Origin of the sequence: Nocardia sp. NPDC051030 (genome assembly GCF_040683015.1) — a bacterium.
Classification (GTDB): domain Bacteria; phylum Actinomycetota; class Actinomycetes; order Mycobacteriales; family Mycobacteriaceae; genus Nocardia.
Window position 1 is genome coordinate 955445 of the sequence record NZ_JBFBCD010000001.1, and the last position, 20274, is coordinate 975718.

General features: G+C 67.3%; 22 protein-coding genes. 7 read left to right on the forward strand and 15 right to left on the reverse strand.

Annotated features, from left to right (window positions below):
- Positions 1–52 precede the first annotated feature (52 nt).
- Both AB0N05_RS04085 and AB0N05_RS04090 read left to right on the forward strand, forming a co-directional pair.
- The gene (locus tag AB0N05_RS04085; RefSeq protein WP_364687473.1) at positions 53–256 is read left to right on the forward strand and encodes a BldC family transcriptional regulator; all 204 of its coding nucleotides are present in this window, start codon (positions 53–55) and stop codon (positions 254–256) included.
- A gap of 70 nt (positions 257–326) precedes the next feature.
- Positions 327–515, forward strand: coding sequence for a hypothetical protein (locus tag AB0N05_RS04090; RefSeq protein WP_364687251.1), 189 nt, complete (start codon positions 327–329; stop codon positions 513–515).
- Between the two features lie 92 nt (positions 516–607).
- Here AB0N05_RS04090 and AB0N05_RS04095 read toward each other — a convergent pair whose 3' ends face one another.
- Positions 608–967 (reverse strand): MerR family transcriptional regulator, encoded by a 360-nt coding sequence (locus tag AB0N05_RS04095; protein ID WP_364687253.1) that lies wholly within the window; start codon positions 965–967, stop codon positions 608–610.
- A gap of 65 nt (positions 968–1032) precedes the next feature.
- Here AB0N05_RS04095 and AB0N05_RS04100 point away from each other — a divergent pair, with 65 nt between their 5' ends.
- The gene (locus AB0N05_RS04100; RefSeq protein ID WP_364687255.1) at positions 1033–1848 is read left to right on the forward strand and encodes an LLM class F420-dependent oxidoreductase; all 816 of its coding nucleotides are present in this window, start codon (positions 1033–1035) and stop codon (positions 1846–1848) included.
- Here AB0N05_RS04100 and ccsB read toward each other — a convergent pair.
- From ccsB to hemL, 6 genes are all read right to left on the reverse strand, one after another.
- Positions 1845–2810, reverse strand: coding sequence for a c-type cytochrome biogenesis protein CcsB (gene ccsB / locus AB0N05_RS04105; protein WP_364687257.1), 966 nt, complete (start codon positions 2808–2810; stop codon positions 1845–1847). The two genes, AB0N05_RS04100 and ccsB, sit on opposite strands and share 4 nt — an antisense overlap.
- Before the next feature lie 2 nt (positions 2811–2812).
- On the reverse strand, positions 2813–4444 hold the full coding sequence (locus AB0N05_RS04110; protein ID WP_364687259.1) for a cytochrome c biogenesis protein ResB: 1632 nt from the start codon (positions 4442–4444) through the stop codon (positions 2813–2815).
- Entirely contained in the window at positions 4444–5271 is an 828-nt protein-coding gene (locus AB0N05_RS04115) for a cytochrome c biogenesis CcdA family protein (protein ID WP_364687475.1), read from the reverse strand. Before AB0N05_RS04115 ends, AB0N05_RS04110 begins: the two co-directional genes overlap by 1 nt.
- 5 nt (positions 5272–5276) lie before the next feature.
- Positions 5277–5879: a TlpA disulfide reductase family protein gene (locus tag AB0N05_RS04120; RefSeq protein WP_364687261.1), complete on the reverse strand. Its 603-nt coding sequence runs from the start codon at positions 5877–5879 to the stop codon at positions 5277–5279.
- A complete protein-coding gene (locus AB0N05_RS04125; RefSeq protein ID WP_364687477.1) occupies positions 5876–6481 on the reverse strand; it encodes a histidine phosphatase family protein in 606 nt (201 codons plus the stop codon). Before AB0N05_RS04125 ends, AB0N05_RS04120 begins: the two co-directional genes overlap by 4 nt.
- Positions 6482–6792: 311 nt before the next feature.
- Positions 6793–8130 (reverse strand): glutamate-1-semialdehyde 2,1-aminomutase, encoded by a 1338-nt coding sequence (gene hemL / locus AB0N05_RS04130; RefSeq protein WP_364687263.1) that lies wholly within the window; start codon positions 8128–8130, stop codon positions 6793–6795.
- Between the two features lie 257 nt (positions 8131–8387).
- Between hemL and AB0N05_RS04135 the strand changes: the two genes are divergently transcribed.
- On the forward strand, positions 8388–8792 hold the full coding sequence (locus AB0N05_RS04135; RefSeq protein ID WP_364687265.1) for a hypothetical protein: 405 nt from the start codon (positions 8388–8390) through the stop codon (positions 8790–8792).
- A gap of 130 nt (positions 8793–8922) precedes the next feature.
- On the opposite strand, the gene AB0N05_RS04140 is transcribed toward AB0N05_RS04135, so the two are convergent.
- The 5 genes from AB0N05_RS04140 to AB0N05_RS04160 all read right to left on the reverse strand — a co-directional run bounded on the left by AB0N05_RS04140 (position 8923) and on the right by AB0N05_RS04160 (position 11712).
- Entirely contained in the window at positions 8923–9162 is a 240-nt protein-coding gene (locus AB0N05_RS04140) for a hypothetical protein (RefSeq protein ID WP_364687267.1), read from the reverse strand.
- Positions 9162–9557: a hypothetical protein gene (locus AB0N05_RS04145; protein WP_364687269.1), complete on the reverse strand. Its 396-nt coding sequence runs from the start codon at positions 9555–9557 to the stop codon at positions 9162–9164. Before AB0N05_RS04145 ends, AB0N05_RS04140 begins: the two co-directional genes overlap by 1 nt.
- A 332-nt stretch (positions 9558–9889) precedes the next feature.
- Positions 9890–10393: a hypothetical protein gene (locus AB0N05_RS04150; RefSeq protein ID WP_364687271.1), complete on the reverse strand. Its 504-nt coding sequence runs from the start codon at positions 10391–10393 to the stop codon at positions 9890–9892.
- Positions 10394–10442: 49 nt separating this feature from the next.
- The gene (gene hemB / locus AB0N05_RS04155) at positions 10443–11411 is read right to left on the reverse strand and encodes a porphobilinogen synthase (RefSeq protein ID WP_364687479.1); all 969 of its coding nucleotides are present in this window, start codon (positions 11409–11411) and stop codon (positions 10443–10445) included.
- Positions 11296–11712 (reverse strand): winged helix-turn-helix domain-containing protein, encoded by a 417-nt coding sequence (locus AB0N05_RS04160; RefSeq protein WP_364687490.1) that lies wholly within the window; start codon positions 11710–11712, stop codon positions 11296–11298. Before AB0N05_RS04160 ends, hemB begins: the two co-directional genes overlap by 116 nt.
- Positions 11713–11885: 173 nt before the next feature.
- Here AB0N05_RS04160 and AB0N05_RS04165 point away from each other — a divergent pair, with 173 nt between their 5' ends.
- Positions 11886–12551, forward strand: a complete 666-nt coding sequence (locus AB0N05_RS04165) for a sigma-70 family RNA polymerase sigma factor (protein WP_364687273.1) — start codon at positions 11886–11888, stop codon at positions 12549–12551.
- Here AB0N05_RS04165 and AB0N05_RS04170 read toward each other — a convergent pair whose 3' ends face one another.
- A complete protein-coding gene (locus AB0N05_RS04170) occupies positions 12552–16631 on the reverse strand; it encodes a trypsin-like peptidase domain-containing protein (RefSeq protein WP_364687275.1) in 4080 nt (1359 codons plus the stop codon).
- Between the two features lie 167 nt (positions 16632–16798).
- Between AB0N05_RS04170 and AB0N05_RS04175 the strand changes: the two genes are divergently transcribed.
- Both AB0N05_RS04175 and AB0N05_RS04180 read left to right on the forward strand, forming a co-directional pair.
- On the forward strand, positions 16799–17152 hold the full coding sequence (locus tag AB0N05_RS04175) for a DUF4189 domain-containing protein (protein ID WP_364687277.1): 354 nt from the start codon (positions 16799–16801) through the stop codon (positions 17150–17152).
- An 81-nt stretch (positions 17153–17233) separates the two neighbouring features.
- Positions 17234–17578 carry a hypothetical protein gene (locus AB0N05_RS04180; protein WP_364687279.1) on the forward strand — a complete coding sequence of 115 codons (345 nt, stop codon included), beginning with the start codon at positions 17234–17236 and terminating at the stop codon, positions 17576–17578.
- A 121-nt stretch (positions 17579–17699) separates the two neighbouring features.
- On the opposite strand, the gene AB0N05_RS04185 is transcribed toward AB0N05_RS04180, so the two are convergent.
- Positions 17700–19262, reverse strand: a complete 1563-nt coding sequence (locus AB0N05_RS04185) for a bifunctional uroporphyrinogen-III C-methyltransferase/uroporphyrinogen-III synthase (RefSeq protein WP_364687281.1) — start codon at positions 19260–19262, stop codon at positions 17700–17702.
- Complete coding sequence (hemC, locus tag AB0N05_RS04190; protein WP_364687283.1) at positions 19259–20263, reverse strand: hydroxymethylbilane synthase; 1005 nt, start codon at positions 20261–20263, stop codon at positions 19259–19261. Before hemC ends, AB0N05_RS04185 begins: the two co-directional genes overlap by 4 nt.
- Positions 20264–20274: the final 11 nt, after the last annotated feature.

Below are 20274 nucleotides of genomic sequence, written 5' to 3' on the forward strand. Positions count from 1 at the left end.
GTCGAAACGGAAAGGTTTGCGAATGACTGCGTTCACCGCGGCGAGCCGCGTAATGGGTTCCGTCACCGGCCCCGACACCCTGCTCACCCCCGGCCAGGTGGCAGCCCTGTTCCATGTTGATCCGAAGACCGTGACCCGATGGGCACATGCAGGACGGCTCGGTTCTCTCCGGACTCCGGGCGGCCACCGCCGGTTCCGCGAATCGGAAGTCATGCAATTGCTCAGGTCCCTCACCACCGAGGCGACTCGCGTGTAAACCCTATTTCCCGTTCCCCGGTGCCGCCGGTACGGACACGCATTACCCTCGAAGCCAGGAGGTGAGCGACGTGACGTACCTGTTGGCACTCATCGCGGTCGTAGCAGTCGCGATGCTGTGCTGGAAAGCTTTCGGACCTCAGCGATCCGCCGGCACCGGTCCAGCACCCGCCCGGCGAAACCGCATCATGGGGCCGGAAGACGACCCGGATTTCCTGAGCCAACTCTCCCGAGAGCATCGCGACGGCGAATCCAACTGAAACCCGAAGCTCGCCAACCCTATAAAGACAGATGTGACCGTCCCCCGACCCCGCACCCGCGGGTCCGGGGGACGCTCGTCTTTTCAGGGCCCTCAGGCGTCGGCGCGGACCGCACCGAGGTAGGCCGTCACGGCATCACGGTTGCGGGTCAGGCAGTCGATGCGCCGGGTCATGCGGTCGAGTTCATCCTCGAGGACGGCGAGCATTTCCGGTGTGGCCTCGTCGAAGACGATGGAGGGCGTTTGCAGGCACGGGAGGATCTGCTTGATGATGCGGGTCGGGAGACCGGCATCGAGGAGTCCCCGGATTTGGAGCACCCGATCCACCAGGCGGTCATCGTAGGTGCGGTAGCCGTTCTCGCAGCGCTGCGCGAAGATCAGGCCCTGCTCTTCGTAGTAGCGCAGCAGTCGGCGGGAGGTTCCGGTCCGATCGGACAGCTCTCCGATACGCATGTGCTCCACCTCACAGGGTGCCCTGATTGACCTTCACATTTGTGTGAAGGTTCGAGCATACGTTCATGAAGATCGGCATCACCACCTTCGTCACGGACGAGGGCATCAGCGGAACCAAACTCGGTACGGCACTGGAGGATCGGGGCTTCGAATCCCTGTTCCTGGCCGAACACTCGCACATCCCCGCGAGCCGGAGATCCCCCAACCCGGGCGGCGGTGAGATACCGCGCGTGTACTACCGCGCCATGGATCCGTTCGTCACCCTCGCCTCCGTCGCGGCCGTCACCGAGCGGCTCATCCTCGCCACCGGCATCTCCCTGCTCATTCAGCGCGATGTCATCCACACCGCCAAGGAGGTCGCCACCCTGGATCGAATCTCCAATGGACGCTTCGTATTCGGCGTGGGTACGGGCTGGAATCGGGAGGAGATGGAGGATCACGGCACCGACCCCCGCACGCGCGGCGCACTATTGGACGAGCAAATCGAGGCCCTGCGCGAAATCTGGACGAAGGACCTCGCCGAATATCACGGCAAATTCATCGATTTCGACCCGATGTACGCCTGGCCGAAACCCCTCCGGGAGATCCCGATCCTGCTCGGCGGCGGCGACGCGGCCGCCGCCCGCGCCATCCGGCACGGCGCCGGGTGGATTCCCGCCGCGGTCTCCGATCCCGCCGATATCCCGGCGCAGCTGGCCCGGCTCGACGGCCACGACCTCCCGGTCACCGTCGCCTTCGCCCCGGCCGATCCGGCCCTGCTCGACGCCTACGCCGAGGCCGGGGTGGAGCGACTGCTCATCTCCCTGCCGACCCTCCCTGAAGCGGAGGCCGAGCAAGCCCTCGACGATATCGCGAAGGCGGCCGAGGACTACCTGAACTAGTTCAGTCCGGCGTAGGAGTGCAGGCCGGAGACCACGATATTGATGATGAAGAGGTTGAAGAGCATGGCCACGAAACCGGCGATATTGATGTAGGCGGCCTTGGTGTCCCGCCAGCCGGAGGTGGCGCGGGCGTGCAGGTAGGCGGCGTAGAGGACCCACGCGATGAAGGACATGGTTTCCTTCGGGTCCCAGCCCCAGAAGCGGCCCCACGCCGATTCGGCCCAGATGGCACCGAGGATCACGCCCGTGCCGAAGATCGGGAAGGCGACGATCGTGGTCTTGTAGGCCAGGCGGTCCAGGGTTTGGGCATCCGGGAGACGACGAGCCAAAGCGCCCAGAATGTTCTTGGACTCTTCGCCGTCGGGCTGGCGCAGGCGCAGCAGGAAGAGCAGGCTCGCCACGCCCGACAGCAGGAAGATGCCGCTGCCGATGCTGACCACGGTGACGTGGATGGGGAGCCAGAAGGACTTCAGGGCCGGGACCACGGGGGCCGCTTCGGCGTAGAGGACCTGGCCCGCGAGGAACATCAGGATCAGGACCGGGACGATCAGGAAGACCCACATCGAGCGGAAGCGGCGGTCGTTCATGAAGACCAGGCCGGTCACCATGGCGGCCGCGGTGGCCATGGTGATGAACTCGTACATATTGCCGAGCGGGAAACGGTGAACACCGAAGCCGCGCAAGACGATCGACCCCAGGTGCAGGGCGATCGCGACGAACAGCACCGAGAACGCCATATTGCCGAAGCGCTCGGGCAGCGGGCGGACGGGTTTGGCCTCGACCTTGCCGGGTCCGGCCGGGCGATCGCCGCCGCCGACCGCGACCAGTTCGCGTTCGGCGGTCTTGCGGGAGGTGGCCGAGGAGTACTGCACGATCAGCATGGCCAGCACCAGCACATAGACCACCCACGCGGATTTGAACGCGAGGTTGCTGTACCCGACCAGGGTTTCGTCGATCGGCATGGTCACTCTCCCGTGCTCTCGGTGCGCAGCAGTCGTGCACGCAATCGGTCGAACTCGCCACCCCAACCGGCCTGGTCGGTGCGGGCCAGTCCGGCCATTTCTACTACAGTACGTCGTTTTTCATCGCCGTCGGCCTGCGGGTAGACCCGCAGCCAGATCCGCCGCCGCTTCACCAACAGCGACACCAGCAGGCCCGCCATCATGGTGACCGCGCTGATCAGCACCCACTGCTGGGCCGGATCATGCGAGACCTGCAGGTTCACGAATTCCTCCGCGCCGTCGAAGGTCACCTTGGTGCCGTCCGACAGGGTCGCGGCGTCGCCCGGCTTCAGATTGACCCGCTGCTCCTTGGTCAACCGGCCTTGCTTGATCATCTCCGGATCCAGCGAGAACAGCGACTGCGCGCGACCGGTATCCAGACCCGTGTCACCGCGGTAAACGTCCACGGCCACCATCGGATCCGTCATGGCCGGATACCGCGAGGTGAGCAGCGAACCGTGCAGCAGCGCGGTCGGCGCGAACAGACCCTGGATGGCGATCTGATGCTTGCGCCGCTCCTCCTCGCTCGGATACATGCCGCCCGGCGGATCGATGCGCAGCACACCCGAGGACAGGAAGGTGGTGGCGTCATCCGGCTTCCACTGAATGGATTCGGTGCGGGTCTGCCCGTTCGGGAAGGTCACCGTGAACTTGGGCGCGAAACCGTGGCCCTGCAGGTAGACCCGGTCACCGGCGATGCGCAGCGGATGGTTCACCTGGATGGCGGTATCGCGCCAGGTATCGGAATTCAGGTCCTTGCCCGCCTGGTACTGGATGTTCGAGGTGAACATCTCGGCCTGGCCATTGGGCAGGTAGTCGGCCTTGAAATCCTTGACCCGCACACACAATGGGGTCAGCCCGGTGCCGTCATTGACATTGCCCGCACGGAACGAGTCGAACACGGCGGGCGTCGTGGTGCAGAAGCCCGGGCCGTCGTTCGCGATGACGACCACATTGCCCTCGTACCCGAACAGCTTGCCGATCGCGATCGCCGCCAGCAGACCGACCAGAGCCAAATGGAAGACCAGGTTTCCGGCCTCGCGGGTGTAGCCCTTCTCCGCCGACAGCGTGATCTCACCCTCGCGGGTGCCCGGCTGCACGACGGTTCGCCAACCGCGCAGCTCCTTGCGGGCGCGCTCGATCACCTCATCCGGCGTGGCGGTATCGCTGCCCGAATAGTGGTGCGGCAGACGGGAAAGATTGCGCGGCGCCTTCACCGGCGGCGTGCGCAGCGCCCGATAGTGATCGAGCACGCGCGGCAGAATGCAGCCCACCAGCGAGACGAACAGCAGCACATAGATGGCCGTGAACCAGAAGCTGGAGAACACGTCGAACAGCTGGAAGCGATCCATCCACGGACCCAGCGTGGGCCGGTCCGCAATGTACTGATCCACCTTGCCCTTGTTCAGGCTGCGCTGCGGCAGGAGCGCACCCGGAATGGCGGCCAAGGCCAGCAGGAACAAGAGCATGAGCGCGGTGCGCATGCTGGTGAGACCGCGCCAGGTATTGCGCAGCAAGGCAATCGCACGCTGCGGCAGCGATTGACGCGGCGGGCGGGCGGGAGCGGGGGCGGGGGTTTCGGTGGTCACGGTCATCAGATCGGCAGGGTCACATTCGAGACGAAGGCGTCGCGGACCCAGGAGACGAACTGGTCCCACGCTCCGGTCACCAGGGCGATACCGACGGCCACGAGCAGCAGGCCGCCGATCACCTGAATGGTGCGGGAATTACGGCGCAGCCAGCCGACACCGCGCAATGCGGTCGCCGACCCGAACGCCAGGATCACGAAGGGCAGGCCCAAACCCAGGCAGTAGGCCACGATCAGAGCGACACCGCGCACGGCGGTGGTGCCCTCGGTGCCCGCGGACACGGCCATCACACCGGACAGCGTCGGGCCCAGGCACGGCGTCCAGCCGAGCGCGAACACCGCACCCAGCAGGGGCGCGCCGACCAGGCCGCTGAGCCTGCGCGGCTCCATGCGAGTGTCACGCTGCAAGGCCGGGATGAGGCCGATGAACGCCAGACCCATCACGATGGTCACCACACCGCCGATGCGTTGCAGCAGTTCACGATTCACATTCAGCGCCTGGATCGCACCGAATACGGTGGCCGACGCGAGCACGAACACCACGGTGAACCCGGCCACGAACAGGCCTGCGGCACCGGCGACCCGCAGGCGTCCGGAGTTCTTCTCCGACAAGGTGATCGAACGACCACGCTTGGCCGATTCGACCGTCACCGGCGGCGCTTCCGCACCCACCACACCGGCCAGATACGACAGATAACCCGGCACCAGCGGCACCACACACGGCGAGGCGAACGACACCAGCCCCGCCAGCAGGCACGCACCCAGGGCGAGGAACAGCGGCCCGGTGGCCGCGGTCTGCTGGAACGATTCCCCCACGCTCGCAAGCACGGTCACCTCGTTCACGCCTGACCCTCCTTCGCCAGCCCCTCGACCACCGGCTGCAAATCCTCGACGAGCAGGGAGCGCAGGAAGACCGCCGCGACCCGATGCTGCTTGTCGAGAACGATCGTGGTGGGGATGACGCTGGTCGGGAATTTGCCGCCCAGCGCGAGCAGGCTGCGCATGGACGGGTCGTAGATGGAGGGGTAACCGATCTTGTTGTCGGTCACGAAATCCTGCGCCTTGTCCTTCTGGTTATCGCGCACATTGATACCCAGGAAGGCGACGCCCTTGTCCTTGGTGGCCTCGTAAACCTGTTCCAGCGCAGGCGCTTCCGCGCGGCACGGGCCACACCACTGACCCCAGATATTGATCACGACGACCTTGCCCGGGAAGTCCTCCACCGAGGTGGTCTTGCCAGCGGTGATCAGGTCCGGGCCGGACAGCTTGCCGATCGTCCCGCGCGATTCCGGCGGGTTGTAGAAGATCTCGGTCTTACCGCCGGGCGAGACGAAATCGAACGTCCCGCCCTGCGCCACCGCGTCCTTGCCCGCCGTCGAACAACCGGCCAGCACCGCCACCAGGCCGATGCTCGCCAGCAGGGACGCGATGGACCTTCTCATGCCCCGTGCACCGTGGGATCCGAGGCTCCCGCAGGTTCGGAGTAAACGATGTCGATCAAGGTATCGCCCTGGTAGACCAGCGAAGTCAGCGAGGCGAGGCCACACTGGCGATTGCGCGGGTCATGCCACAGCCGCTGGCCCTGCAGGAACCGGCGCAGCGTCCACACGGGCAGCTGATGCGACACCAGCACGGCCTCGCGGCCCGCGGCCTCGACCCGGGCCTTGTTCACCGCGGCCAGCATGCGATGCGCGATCTGCAAGTACGGCTCACCCCAGGACGGAGTGAACGGATCGCGCAGCTTCCACCAGTGCCGGGGCTTGCGCAGCGCGCCATCCCCGACCGAAACCCGGAGTCCCTCGAAGGTGTTCCCGGCCTCGATGAGATTGTCATCGGTCCGAATGATCAACCCGTGCGCCGAGGCAATCGGTTCCGCGGTCTCCTGCGCGCGCTGCAAGGGCGAAGCCACCACCAGCGCGATGTCATGATCCGCCAGCGCCCGGCCCACCGCCTGCGCCTGCGACCGCCCGGTCACCGACAGGTGGAATCCGGGCAGCCGCCCGTAGAGAATCCCCTTCGGGTTGTGCACTTCACCGTGCCGCATGACGTGCACGATGGTCTCGACATCGCTGGCGACATCGCCGGGCAGAATCAAACCGCTTGTCGCGGAAACAGATTCGTCCGAACTTGCCTCGTCCGCGACGGCCTCAGCTTCCGGCTCGTCGGCGGGCTCGTCGGCAACCGCTTCCTCGACCGCTACGACCTCGGCGGCGGGTTCGGTTGCGGGAGCGTCGGTTTCGGCCGGTTCGTCATCCACCTGACGGATGGCGTCCAGCAGGCGAGTGGCGTCGGCCACGGTGACGGGGGCCTCGTGCGGGGCCGGGGCGGGTAGTCCGGAATCAGGCTGGGTGGAGCTCACGCGGCGGATCCTTCGGGGGTGGCGGCCGCCGCGGCGCGCGCGGCGGCGGGGAGGGCGGCGGCGATGCGATCGAATGCGTTCTCGTCGAGAGCGGCGGAGACGAACCAGGTCTCGAACGCGCTCGGGGGCGCGTACACACCACCCTCCAGGAGGGCGTGAAAGAAGGCTGGGAAGCGCCACGTTTCGCTGGCCTTGGCGGCGGCGTAATCGGTGACCGGGTCCTCGGCGAAGAACACGTTCACCATATTGCCCGCGAATTGCACCTGATGCGGGAGACCTTCCGCGGTGAGGGCGTCGGTGAACAGCTTGCCCAGGCGATCGGCATTGGCGTTCAGCGCCGCGTACACCTGCTCATCGGCATTGCGCAGCGTGGCCAGGCCCGCGGCGACCGCGACCGGATTCCCCGAGAGCGTCCCCGCCTGATACACCGGGCCCAGCGGGGCCAGGTGATTCATGATGTCGGCGCGACCGCCGAAGGCCGCGGCGGGCAACCCGCCGCTCATCACCTTGCCGAAGGTGTACAGGTCGCCCGCGACACCCTCGAGGCCGTACCAACCGGCCGAGCTGACCCGGAATCCGGTCATGACCTCGTCCATGATCAGCAGCGCACCGTTCTCCTCGGTGATCCGCTTCAGGCCCGCATTGAATCCCGGCTGCGGTGCGACCGTGCCCATATTGCCGGCCGCGGCCTCGGTGATCACGCACGCGATCTGCCCCGGATGGGCGGCGAAGGCGGCGGTCACCGCCTCGAGATCGTTGTACGGCAGCACGATGGTGTCGGCGGCCTGCGCACCGGTCACGCCGGGCGAGGTCGGCAGCCCGAGTGTCGCCACACCGGATCCGGCGTCGGCGAGCAGCGCGTCCACATGCCCGTGGTAGCAGCCGCTGAACTTGATGATCTTGGAGCGACCGGTGAATCCGCGCGCCAGCCGGACCGCGCTCATGGTGGCCTCGGTTCCCGAGTTCACCAGCCGCACCCGCTGCACCGGTTCGACCCGCGCCGCAATGGCTTCCGCGAGTTCGATCTCCGCCTCGGTGGGCGCGCCGAACGACAGCCCGCCGGTGGCAGCCCGCCGCACCGCCTCGACGACCGCCGGATGCGCATGCCCGAGAATCATGGGTCCCCAGGAACACACCAGGTCCACGTACTCATTGCCATCGGCGTCGGTCAGCGTGCAGCCGCGCGCGGAGGCGATGAATCGCGGCGTCCCGCCCACGGAGTTGAACGCCCGCACGGGCGAATTCACACCGCCCGGGATCACCGCCGCGGCGCGTTCGAAGAGTTGGGCCGAGACCGGCACCGATGCCTGGCTCACACGCGGAGAAGAACTCACGGCACCCAGTCTCTCAGCCGCCCGAACCCCGGTCGACGACAGGGTGTAGGAGAGTGCTCGAGCCCACAGCCCAACCCGTCATCCTCGCACCTGCAACTCAGGCCCGCATCCGCTACGCAAACAACCGCACATTCGCCGGTTCACTCGGCTGCCACGCCGAACCGCCGGAAGGCAACACGCCGGGAAGGGATTGGTCGCGACATCGGTCGCTGACGGGTTGCCGATGCGTAATCTCACGGCGCAGGAGGCGGCATCGAATGAGAGATGGGAACGGTATGCGGGTCGCGCGGTTCGGGATCGGAATTGTGGCGGTGGCGGTTATCGGCATGGGATTGGGAGCGGGCCACGCGGCGGCGGGAGCGCCCATCGCACAGCCCGATCAGGGCCGGGTGGGGGTCGCGCTTTCGCATGACGAAACGGCCGCCATCGCTGGTGGGCCACTTCCGGCAGTGGTGAGCATGTTCGTGCCGCTGAGCCGGATGGGCGCGGGCCTGCACCCGGACACCAATATCTACAAGGACGACAAGGGCGGTGTGCACGCCTCACTGCGACAGGTGGTGATGGAAGCCGCCGATCATCCCGACGGCTCCGTCATCGTCTATTTCAATGCGCCCGGAACTCGCGGTGGGCGCGTGCTGGATATTTACCAGGCATGGGACTGAGCGTCCTCAACGGAGTGCCCTCACGAAAGCGGCACGCCTAGGCAGAATGCCGCCCACCCGGTGGACAACAGGCAGTTCAGCTGCGGTGGAAGTAGGTCGAGCCAGGAGAATGCATAGACCTTCATGCGATCTATTGTCCGCGCGCCCGGACCACTTTCGCGACCGTATCGATCAATACGAGTCCCGCCACGACCACCAGCACGGCGGCCCCGGACAGCCACGGCCCGGAATAGCGGGTGGCGTCGAAGCCGGGCGCGTCCCCCGAAGGCTTGAACCAGCCGGTGTGAATCCCATTGCGCCAGCACCACACCGCCGCCACCGCGAAGACCGGTACGAGCACGAATTCGGCGAGCACGAGAAGCCATCGCATCACCGGACCTCCTTCTCGTCGTCTCCGGTCAGTCGTTCGAGCGCGGCGCTCAGTTCGGCCCGCAGCGTGAAATGGTCACGCGCCCAGGCCTGCACCAGCCCGCCGTCCGTCAACTTCAGTCCGATGCCCTTGCGCCGCCGCGGCACTCCGCTGAGTTCGCCGAGCGCCCGCGCCGACTGCCAGTCCTCATAATCCCAGGACTCTTCGTCGTCTTCCGGGAGGACTTGGGCAATGTTGCGCAGCGGTAGCAGCTCGGCGCCTTGACGCAGGGTGTCCTCGGTGAGTTCGACGCTGATATGCCGTTTCCCGGCCACCACCTGCAACCACACGAATCCGGCCAGCAGCACGGCACAGAAGAGCAGTCCGAACCAGTGCACGGCACCGCCGCGAATCACTTCCAGCAGCAGGATCAGTCCGCACAGCGCCGGTCCGTAGGCGATGGTCCGGTAGCGGGCGCCGGGTTCGGAGAAGAGCGCGCTCAGCCGACGACGCCTGGAATCAACAGCACGGCGAGGGTGAGTAGTCCGAACAGAAAGAGCAGACTCAGCACCAGACAATCTCGCCGAAGGCTGTGCGGCTGCTGGATCACCACTCGCATCGTTGCCTCCGTTTCCCCGGAGCCAAACGCACCATGACGCAACGCATGACAAGCGACTTCCGGTTCCCGAACTCTCTGTGACAGCCCTCACCATACCCGTCGGTAGGCCCGTAACAAACTCGGCAGTACTCATCGCGGACCGGGCCGGAAGAAGGCCTCGGATTCCTTTCGGTAGCACAGGAATACGGCCCCGGCGGCCAGCACGGCCTGCAGGATTCCGGCCCCGCCCGCGACCACTCCGGCGACCCCCGTCTTGTCGGTCGTCCCGAACAGCGCCCCGGCCGCGCCGAGGATCAGGAATACCGCCAATCCGGTGAGCAGCGTTCGCGCCCAGTTCTTTCCACGGGAGAGCTGATACACCACCGCCACGCCCGCCCCCGTCAGCACCAGCCAGAACACGGCGACCAGGACGAAGACGATCAGCGTCCACAACTCCACCTCGGCGAGGGTGACCTGCGGCTGCTTGGCCTTCACCTCGTCGAACATCTTCTGCGCCAGCTCGTGCCGCTGCCCGACCTGCGCGATCAGCGCCGCCGTCACCTGCACCACCCCAACGGCCAATCCGGCGTACCAGAGCTGGCCGGCGGTGCGCACATCCTCGGGGACCGGCCGCAGGCCGGTCGGGGGAACCATCGGATTCACGACCGCAGGTACTCGCTGTGCTCGTTCACGCGGTACTCGTTCACGAGAGCCAGTGCGAGGCTTCGGTGGCCCAATAGGTGAGCACCATGTCCGCGCCCGCCCGCCGGATTCCGAGCAGCGATTCCAGGATGGCGGCCCGGCGATCGATCCAGCCGTTCTGCGCGGCGGCGGTGATCATCGCGTACTCGCCGGAGATCTGATAGGCCGCGACCGGTACCGGCGAGTGATCCGCGACCTCGCGCAGAATGTCCAGGTACGCCATGGCCGGTTTCACCATGACGATGTCCGCGCCCTCGGCCAGATCCAGGTCCAGCTCGCGCAGCGCCTCGCGCCGATTCGCCGGATCCTGCTGATACGTGCGGCGATCCCCCTCCAGCGAGGAACCCACCGCCTCCCGGAACGGGCCGTAGAAGGCCGAGGCGTACTTGGCGGCGTAGGCGAGAATGCCGGTGTCGGTGAGCCCGGCCGCATCCAGCGCGGTCCGGATCGCACCCACCTGGCCGTCCATCATGCCGCTGGTGCCGAGCAGGTCCGCACCGGTTTCGGCCTGGGCCAGGCCCATTTCGACATAGCGGCGCAGGGTCGCGTCATTGTCGACCGCGCCGGACTTGTCGAGCACACCGCAGTGCCCGTGGTCGGTGAATTCGTCGAGGCAGGTGTCGGCCATGACGACGGTCGACCCGCCGACCTCATTGACCAGCGCCCGCAGGCCACGGTTCAGGATCCCGTCCGGATCACTGGCCTGACTCCCGTCGGCATCCTTGTCCTCGGGCCGCGGCACGCCGAACAGCATGAGCCCGCCGACCCCGGCCGTGACGGCCTCCACGGCGGCCTTGCGCAGCGAATCCATCGAATGCTGGAAAACCCCGGGCATGGAAGAGATTTCGCGCGGCTCATCGAGCCCGTCCGCGAGGAACATGGGAAGAATCAATTGCCGTGGCTGCAACGTGGTTTCGGCCACGAGACGACGCATAGCAGGAGTACGGCGCAACCGCCGTGGGCGGTCCATTCCGGTCATGTTCGCAGTTTATGCCCGCCGCCGAGCCCCGGCACGAGCGCCCGCCCGGTGCCCCGAGCAGAGCCGCACCGAGCGGGGTCAGCTCGTGGCGCACGCCGGTCCGCGCCCGCACCGTCACCACCAGCCCGGCCGCGCGCAGCACCGCCGCATGCTCACTGACCGACGCCGGTGATATCCCGAGCCGACCGGCCAGCACGTTCGTCCCGCCACCATCGGCGATCGCCTCCAGCACCGCGGCCCGGGTGCGCCCGAGCAGCGCGGACAAATCCCGGCTGAGCAGGTTCCGCATCATGATTCCTTCCGTCGGGAACCGGCCCCGCCGAACTCCCCTCCGGCCCGGCGGGAACCGATTCACGTGCATGAACTCCCCCACACCGAAAAAGGTTGGGTCGCAACACACCCGGACCTACAGTCGAATCAGGGCCGACCGGCACACGGTTCGGCTCTCAGCTCGAGGGGGTTCACATGTCGGCCGACGGCGTGACGCCGCACGAAGCGGCGTTCGAAGCACTACTGGGCGCGATCCTGCACGAATGCGCCCGCGACCCCCTGCTTCTCCTGGAAGCCGTCGAATCCGGCGCGGCCCTGATCCGCATCGCCCGCGATCGAGCCGCTCCCCCCGACCCGTTCGACGAAATCCTGCTGGAGGCCTTCGAATCCGCCCGCGAGCTCCTCCTCGGCTGGACCGGCAAACAGGTCGGCGACCGTGCCGACGCCGAGGACATCGTCCAAACCGCCCTCATGCGCATCTACGCCCGCCACCCCGACCTGGCCACCGCCGAGGAAATGCGCGCCTATCTCTGGACCGTCACCAAGAACCTGGTCCGGGACGCCTGGCGCCGAGCCGCCACCGACCGCACCCACCTCACCCCCGACGGCGACGACCGCATAGCCCTGCTCGCCGACCAGGCCGGCCTCCCCTTCGACGACGTGATCACCCTGCGCCACACCCTGATAGCCGCCCTCGACCAACTTCCCCACCGCGAACGCGAAGCCATTGTCCTGCGCACCTACGAAGGCAACACCTACGCCGAAACCGCCGAAATCATGGGTCTGGCCTCGGGCACCGTGAAGGCCTACGTGCACAGCGCACTGGCCAAGGTGCGGGGCGCCCTCGACGACGTGGCTTGATCAGTGACAGGGTCGGCCCGAATCCGCGCCCGGCGGTAGGAGTTTCAGCTCGGCGGCGGTGAAATCACGGTCGCTGATGGCACAGAGCCGCTCGGGAATGCCGGTGCGTTCCAGATCGAGCCGGAGCGGCCCGAGTGCCGACAGGAAAACCATGGTGTTCCCATCGAATGCGGCCCGTGCCCCCAGGGTGGGAAAGAGCAGCGTCCCCGTCACCAGCGAACCGAGTTCGGTGTCGAGGACCTGAAACGGCCCCACCTGCCAGGCGTCTATGAACAATCCGTTCGCGGCGAGGGTGTGCATATCGGCCGCCGGTATGGCGACGGGTGCCGGACCGACCCGGCCGGTATCGGTTTCCCAGCGCTCCACCCGCTGCTGAGTGGTCCACACGTAGACGATCGGTATTCGATCCGGTTTGTAGGCCTTCTCCGCCTGATCGGTGCCGCTACTGGAGAGGGTCCGAATCGCCTGGCCTTTCACGCTGTCCCACACCACGATCCGATCCCGCACGAACAGCACCAGTTCATCGGGGTTCGAGCCATTGTCCGCGGCGAGGCCCCAATCGGCGACTTCGGCCAGGTTCTCCGGATGTTGCCACACCTGTTGTGCCCCACCGTCCGCGCTGCCATCGCCGATATGCCAGCGGGTGACGTATCCGGCGTGCAGTACCGCGATCACATCGTCGCGAATCGGCACCAGCGTGATCGGGCTCGGAGTGGTTGCCGGGTCGGTGTACGCGGGCGGTGCGGGCAAGCCGATCCGAGTGACGAATCGCAGGTCCGGCACCGAATACACGAGCAGCTCGTGCGTGTTTCGGCCTGCCACCAGAAAGCGGCCGTCCCGGGTGAAGGCCAGACTCACGCCCTCGGCGGACCAATCGACGGGAAGCGAAGCGATCACGTCCGCCTGCGGCCGAATTCGGTGCAGGCTCAACGTATGTGGCTCTTCGGCCGCTTGGAACACGCCGACGTATTGGAGGTCGGCGCTCCAGTCCATGGCGGCCATCTCGGTCTGGTACTCCCTGAAGGAGGTCTGCCTACTGAGATCGGCACTGTGTTGCCCGGCCGAATAGTGGGTGAGGTCGTCGGCACCGATCACGAACAGCTCCGGCCCGGAACTCCCCGGTCGCACGATATAGGCCCGCCCACCGGTGTTCTGATATCTGGTCTGCATCAAGTACTGTTCGCCGCTGATCGGTTCCACAATGTCCAGTACCTGAAAGATCGAGTCCTCGACGGCGGTCTCGATGACGGTGTATCGACCGGTCCGGTCCAGATCGGCCCTGAAGTAGGAACCGGGCGACTTCAAGCATCCCGTGCCCGCCCCGAATGCCCGCATTCCCACCGGTTCCCGGATCGCGAGCATCGCGGGCTGGTCCGGATCACAGGGCGACACGGCCGCATTGCGGGCATCCAGGTCGGCCTGAGTCGGATCGAGGTCTCGGCCGGACGTGGCACGCAGGACCGTTTCGCGTCCGCCCTGACTGTCGTATTCCGCGAACCAGACCTCGGGCCGCTGCGAATCCACCCGCAGCGGAACGAGATCCGCCCTGCCGGTCGTCGTGAACGCGTCCTCCCGCGTCGGCGTGGAGGTGCGAGTGTCGTAGGTTTCGACGACATCCGGATCGCCGACATCGGATGCCCGACGCCGCGGGTCGTCGAACGACAGCAGCGAGCGGCGCGCGTCATAGGACAGCACCAGGCGCGCGCCATTGAACGAGAACTTGGCCTGGATCGCCGTGGCGGCCACCGCACCGGAACCCTCCGGGCGAATCGGGAAGGGCCCCGTTCGGTCGCGCACGTCCCAAAGCCGCACTCCACCAGTCGAACTCACCGTGGCCAGCCGATGCCCGTTCCCGCTGAGTGCCAGCGACACCACATTCGTCACCGGCAGCCGCCACGGGTCCGTCCGCCCGTCCAGCAGACCGGGCCAGACAGTAACCGCGCCATCACTCTCCGCCACCACGATCACCGAGGCCGAGTCGTCGGCAGCGACCAGCCGGACGTCGCGCCACAAACCGGTACGGATCGATGTCGCCGACCCCATCCTGAGCTGCTGGGTCAGCAACGCGGACTCCACCTGGTGCTCGCCGGGCGCGAGTCGCGCGGCGGCCTGGGCGAATTGGAGGGCTGTATTCGGCTGCGAGGTGGCCAGTCGCAGCGATTCCTCCGCCAGGGTGATGCCCGCCTGATGCCGCAGCATCTCCGCGCGGAGCGCACTCGTGCGGTAAGCCACGACGGCGGTCGTCCCGGCCACCAGCACTAGCACCGCCAGCACGGCCGTCACCGCGCGCCAGCGCCGCACTTCCCGCCGCCGCTTGCGGGTGCCCGCGGCGATGTACCCCCGCAGGGGCACGGGAATGTCGCCCGGCCGCTTCGCGATCCAGTCCTCCGACGCCTGTAATGCGCTGCCACGCAATAGCGCGCCGTCGTCCTCGCCGCGTGCGTGCCAGGCCCGGCGGGCGGCGTCGGCCTGCTGCTCCCATTCCAGGAAGGCGCGGTCGTGGTCGAGCCACTCCCGTAGTCGCGGCCAGTTCTCGATCAGGGCCTGATGCGCCAGCTCGACGATATCGGTGTCGTCGGTGTCGCGGCCGGTGACGACGAGGCGTTCGCGCGCCAATCTTCCGGCGGCGGTGCGTAGTTCGGGGAAGTCGCGCATGGCGACCTGTACGCGCACGAAGCCCTCGCCACGCGGGGCGGCGAGCATGGTCAGCAGGCGTTGCGCCGATGCCGCACCGGCGCTGTCGAATTCGGCGAATACCTGTTCGGCTCGGCGCGCGATGGAACCGGCCGCCCGGCCCACCTCCTCGTAGTCGGCCAGGGACACTCGTCCCCCGCTCCGCCGGTCCCACAGCTCGGTCAGCACCGATTCCAGCAGTGGCAGGCCGCCCGGCTCGTCGACGGTGTCGTCCACGAGCCGTTCCACGAGGTCCTCGTCGATATCCACTCCGGGCGCGTGCGAGACCGGGCCGCGGATGGCTTGCCGCAATTGATCGCGGTTCATCGGCGCGAGCGCGAGCAGTGCGCCGTCGAGCGCGTGCACGAGATCGTCGTCCACCAGATCGTCCAGCGCGCCCCAGCGCAGGGTGAGCAGCACCCGGACGGCGGGATCCGCGGCGCGTTCCACCCAGCCGCGCAAGCGTTCTCGCGCCAGCTGCGGATCGGTGGCCAACAGCTCCTCGAACTGGTCGGCGACCAGCAGCACCTTCTCGCCCGGGGGCACCCGCGGGTTGGACCACAGGGTGTCCGCGGTCTGATACTCGATCCGCCAGCCGTCCGCCCGTAGTCGCGGCACCACACCGGCCAGCATGAGCGAGGACTTCCCGGTGCCCGACGGTCCCGCCACCGCCGCCAGTGGTCGCTCGCGCAGCGCGCGCAATACCCGGTCTATGTCGTCGTCACGGCCGTAGAAGAGCGCGGAGTCGTTCTCGGAGAACGGTTCCAAGCCGCGGTAGGGGTTCGGCAGCAAGCCCGGATCGAGTCCGATCACCTCGTTCACCGGAATCATGAACGCGGTGCGGGTGAACCGGCGGCGGTCGGCCGCCACCGCCATGCCCACCACCGCCTCGCTGCCCACATCCCAGACCGCGGATCCGCTGAAACCACCCGTGATGGGCTGACTGCCGACCGCGCCCTGGAGTTGCAGCCATCCGGAGCCCTGCGATTCCCGGAATTCTCCGGAAGTCCACACCCCGTCCGGCAGTTCGGCGGGAAAGCCGATGAGCCGGAATTCCCTGCCCCACGGGCGATCCGCCCGCCACAGCGGCGGTGCGGCGATGCCGCCGAGAATTTCGTCCTCGAGCTCGAGGAGGGCGATATCGCCGCGCCCGTCCAGCCGGACCGGCTCCCACCGGCGCACACGGGCCGTCACCCGGGGAATGCCCGGAACCAGTGGAAATTCCACTGTCACCACGGCATCGGACATGTCGTCGGCGTCCTCGACCGCCGCCGCGACCACGTGTGCGCAGGTGGCGATGTGGGTGGATCCGATTACGAATCCCGCGCCCACGGCCACCCCGTCCGTGGAGAGCACCCGCGCCACCGCGGCACTCAAGCGTGCCGCACCGGCGAACTCGCCAGGCATACCGGTCAGGATGACAGCCGCGCGCGCGACTCGTTGCCGAAATCGGAACACGGAGTCCCGGAGGGGGTTTCGGCCAGGACCGAATTCGCGTGCGGCGCACCCAACGTTCGTGGACGGAGCGCGGTTATCGGGAGTGTCAGTTCAATTCCCGATTCCAGGAAGAAATCATGAACAAGATCCGTCTCGGCGTGGCCGGATCGGCTGTCGCCGCACTGTCATTGCTGCCTGTCGCATCGGCGCAGGCCGCCACCTACTACGGCGCGATCGCGGTCGCGGGCAGTGGGGCCATGGGCTGGGCCCAGAACTACCCCTCCGAGGGCGCGGCGATGGTCGCGGCGCGGAACCGGTGCGGGTACTCCGACTGTCAGGTGCTCACCACGTTCTATCACTGCGGCGCGATCTCGTATTCGCCGAGCGCGAACGAGTACACCGGCGGCCGCGGCAACACCGTGAGCGAGGCGGAGAGCTCGTCGCAATGGTACTGGGACTCCTCCGTGGAGCGGTGGGTGTGCAATAGCTGATCTCCAGGTCGAGCAGCGTTTTTTGTCGGTGGTAGCGAGTAGAATCGAAGATGTGTTCGAAGATCATGCACCGAGGATTCGGTGCATGATCTGATCGCGACGGGAGGATTGGTCGTGCTTACTGCCGTAACTAATTTGGCCGACAAGGCAGCCGGTGTGCCCAAGAAGGGGGAACTGATCGACCATGCCTGGCGGCCGCTGATCAAGCAGCCATTGCCGGCGGGGCGGCCGCGGTCCTGGTATGTCTCGCACAATCGGCGGCTGAAGGCGATGCGATTGGCGATTGCGCTACTGGATGCGGGGGTATTCAGTGCAGACCTCGCCACCAATGACCAAATCCGCGACACCGCGGACATCGTTGGGGTGCATTGGCCTTCGGATGCGACGTGCCGGATGGTGCGGCGAATGATGCAGGCACAGCGCTGACGGCGTGCGTGGGGCGGTGGAACGCGCCTCGGTCCACAAGGGCGTGATGCCGAGGGGCGAAAAAGCGTCGTGCCCCGCACCTTCGGGTGCGGGGCACGACGCCCGTAGTACAGCGCGGCGACTAGCGGCTGCGGCGGCTCTTCTTGCGCGGCGGGGGCAGCAGGCCCTCGGCGCGCAGGTGCGCGGCATGCTCGGCGAGCGCCTCGACAAGCGGGCCCACCTGGGCGATTTCGGGCTGCACATCCACGCGCAGGCCGAATTCGATTGCCGTCTCGGCGGTCTTGGGGCCGATGCAGGCGACAATGGTGCGGGCGTGCGGCTTACCGGCGATGCCGACCAGGTTCCGGACGGTGGAGGACGAGGTGAACAGCACCGCGTCGAAACCGCCGGTCTTGATCATCTCGCGGGTCTCCGCCGGCGGCGGGGACGCACGCACGGTGCGGTACGCGGTGACATCGTCGATCTCCCAGCCGCGATCGCGCAGGCCCTCGGCGAGGGTCTCGGTGGCGATATCGGCGCGCGGCAGCAACACCCGGTTGACCGGATCGAAAACGTCGTCATAGGGCGGGAAGTCGGCCAGCAGGCCCTCCGACGACTGCTCACCGCTGGGCACCAGTTCGGGGTTGATGCCGAAGGAGCGCACCTTCTCCGCGGTGGCCTCGCCCACGCAGGCGATCTTCACACCGGAGAAAGCCCGTGCGTCCAAACCGAATTCGGCGAACTTCTCCCACACGGCACGCACCGCATTGGTGGAGGTGAACACGACCCACTGGTAGCGGCCGTCCACCAGACCCTTGACCGCGCGCTCCATCTGGGCGGGGCTGCGCGGCGGCTCGACCGCGATGGTCGGAACCTCCATGGGGATGGCGCCGTGGTTGACGAGCTTCTCGCTCATCTCGCCGGCCTGCTCCTTGGTGCGCGGCACCAGCACGGTCCAGCCGTACAGGGCACGGGACTCCCACCAGGAAGTCTTGGCGCGCTTCTCCACTTCCTTGCCGACCGTGACCACGAGCGGGCCGACCAGTTCGGACGCGGCATTGTTCAGCGTCGCCAGCGTCGAATCGATGGTGCGCTGCTGACGGGTGGTACCACGCACGGTGACCGCGACCGGAGTCTGCGGCGCGAGCCCGTGCTCGACCAGCGCGCTCGCGGTCTCGGCCAGATGGCCCGAGGTCGCGTGCAGCACCAGCGGACCGGGCGCGGCCGCCACGGCCGCCCAATCCACCTCACCGCGCACATCCACGACGGTATGGCTGGAACCCAGCTCGATACCGGCGTAGGCGGGCACGGTGGTTCCGGCGGACAGGCCCGGCAGCACCTCGAACATCATGTGCGAGCGGGTGACCGCATTGACTTCCTGAATGACCGAATCGGTGGTCATCGGATCGCCGGACACCAGCCGCACCACATCGAAGCCATTGCGGGCCTCGGCAATAAGCGTCTTCGCGACCTCGGCCGGATCGCCCAGCGCGGGGCGCACGTCGACGAGACTCTCCCCCTCGGGGCTCTCCTCGACGGCGCTGCCGATCAGGGCGAGCACGCCCTTGTCGACATCGGGATCGGTGAAGGTGAGCGTCGCCCGTCCGAGGACCTCGCGGGCCCGCACGGTGAGCAACGCGGGATCACCGGGACCGGATCCAACAAAAAGAATCCGACCGGGTTGCTTCTTCGTCACTCGGCTCATTGATTGTTCTCCGTTGGGCTGGAATTGCTGTTGTCAGTGTGCTCGGCGGTGTCTTCCTCTGTGACACTGAGCAAGTCGCGTGCCCCCAGCTCCAAAAGCTCACGCGCGAGGGCGCGACCCAGTTCCGCGGCGTCCGCGACCGGGCCGACCAGTGAAGCCCGGATCACGTCCGAGCCGTCGATCGCCGCCGCGCAGGCACGCAGCGACAACTCCTCCACCACCCGGCCGTCATCGTCGAGGGATTCGACAACCTCGGCCACCGCCCCGATCGGAGCGGTGCAACCGGCCTCCAATTCGGCCAGCAGCGCCCGCTCCGCGGTAATGGCGGCCCGCGAGCCGGCATCGTCGAGGGCGGACAGGATGGTCACGAGTTCGGTATCGGCGCTGCGACATTCGACCGCCAGCGCGCCTTGCGCGGGGGCGGGCAACATCTGCACCGGTTCCAGGGATTCGGTGACGGCATCGAGGCGGCCGATGCGGGCCAGCCCGGCCCGGGCCACCACGACGGCATCGAGAACACCGTTGGCAACTTTGGAAAGTCGAGTGTCGAGATTGCCGCGCAGCGGCACGATCTCGACGCCGAGACCCAGCGCCCGCAACTGCGCGGCACGCCGCGGCGCGGAGGTACCGATCACAGATCCGGCGGGCAGCTCACCGAGCACCAGGCCGTCGCGCGCCACCAGGGCATCGCGCGGGTCCTGCCGCGGCGGAATGGCCGCGATCGTGAAACGCGGGTCCGGGGCGGTCGGCAGATCCTTGTAGGAGTGCACCGCGATATCGACCGTCTCCGCGCCCAGCTCGTCGCGCAGCGCGGCGGTGAAGACGCCGACGCCGATCGTCTGCACGGGATCCGAGGATTTGTCACCGGCGGTCTTCACGATCACCAGTTCCGCCTGCTGCCCGGCCGCGATCAAAGCGTCCCGCACATGCCCGGCCTGGGTGAGCGCCAGCAGACTGCCGCGCGTACCGATCCGCCACGGGGCGTCGTTTGTTCCGCGCATTGTGTTGTCTG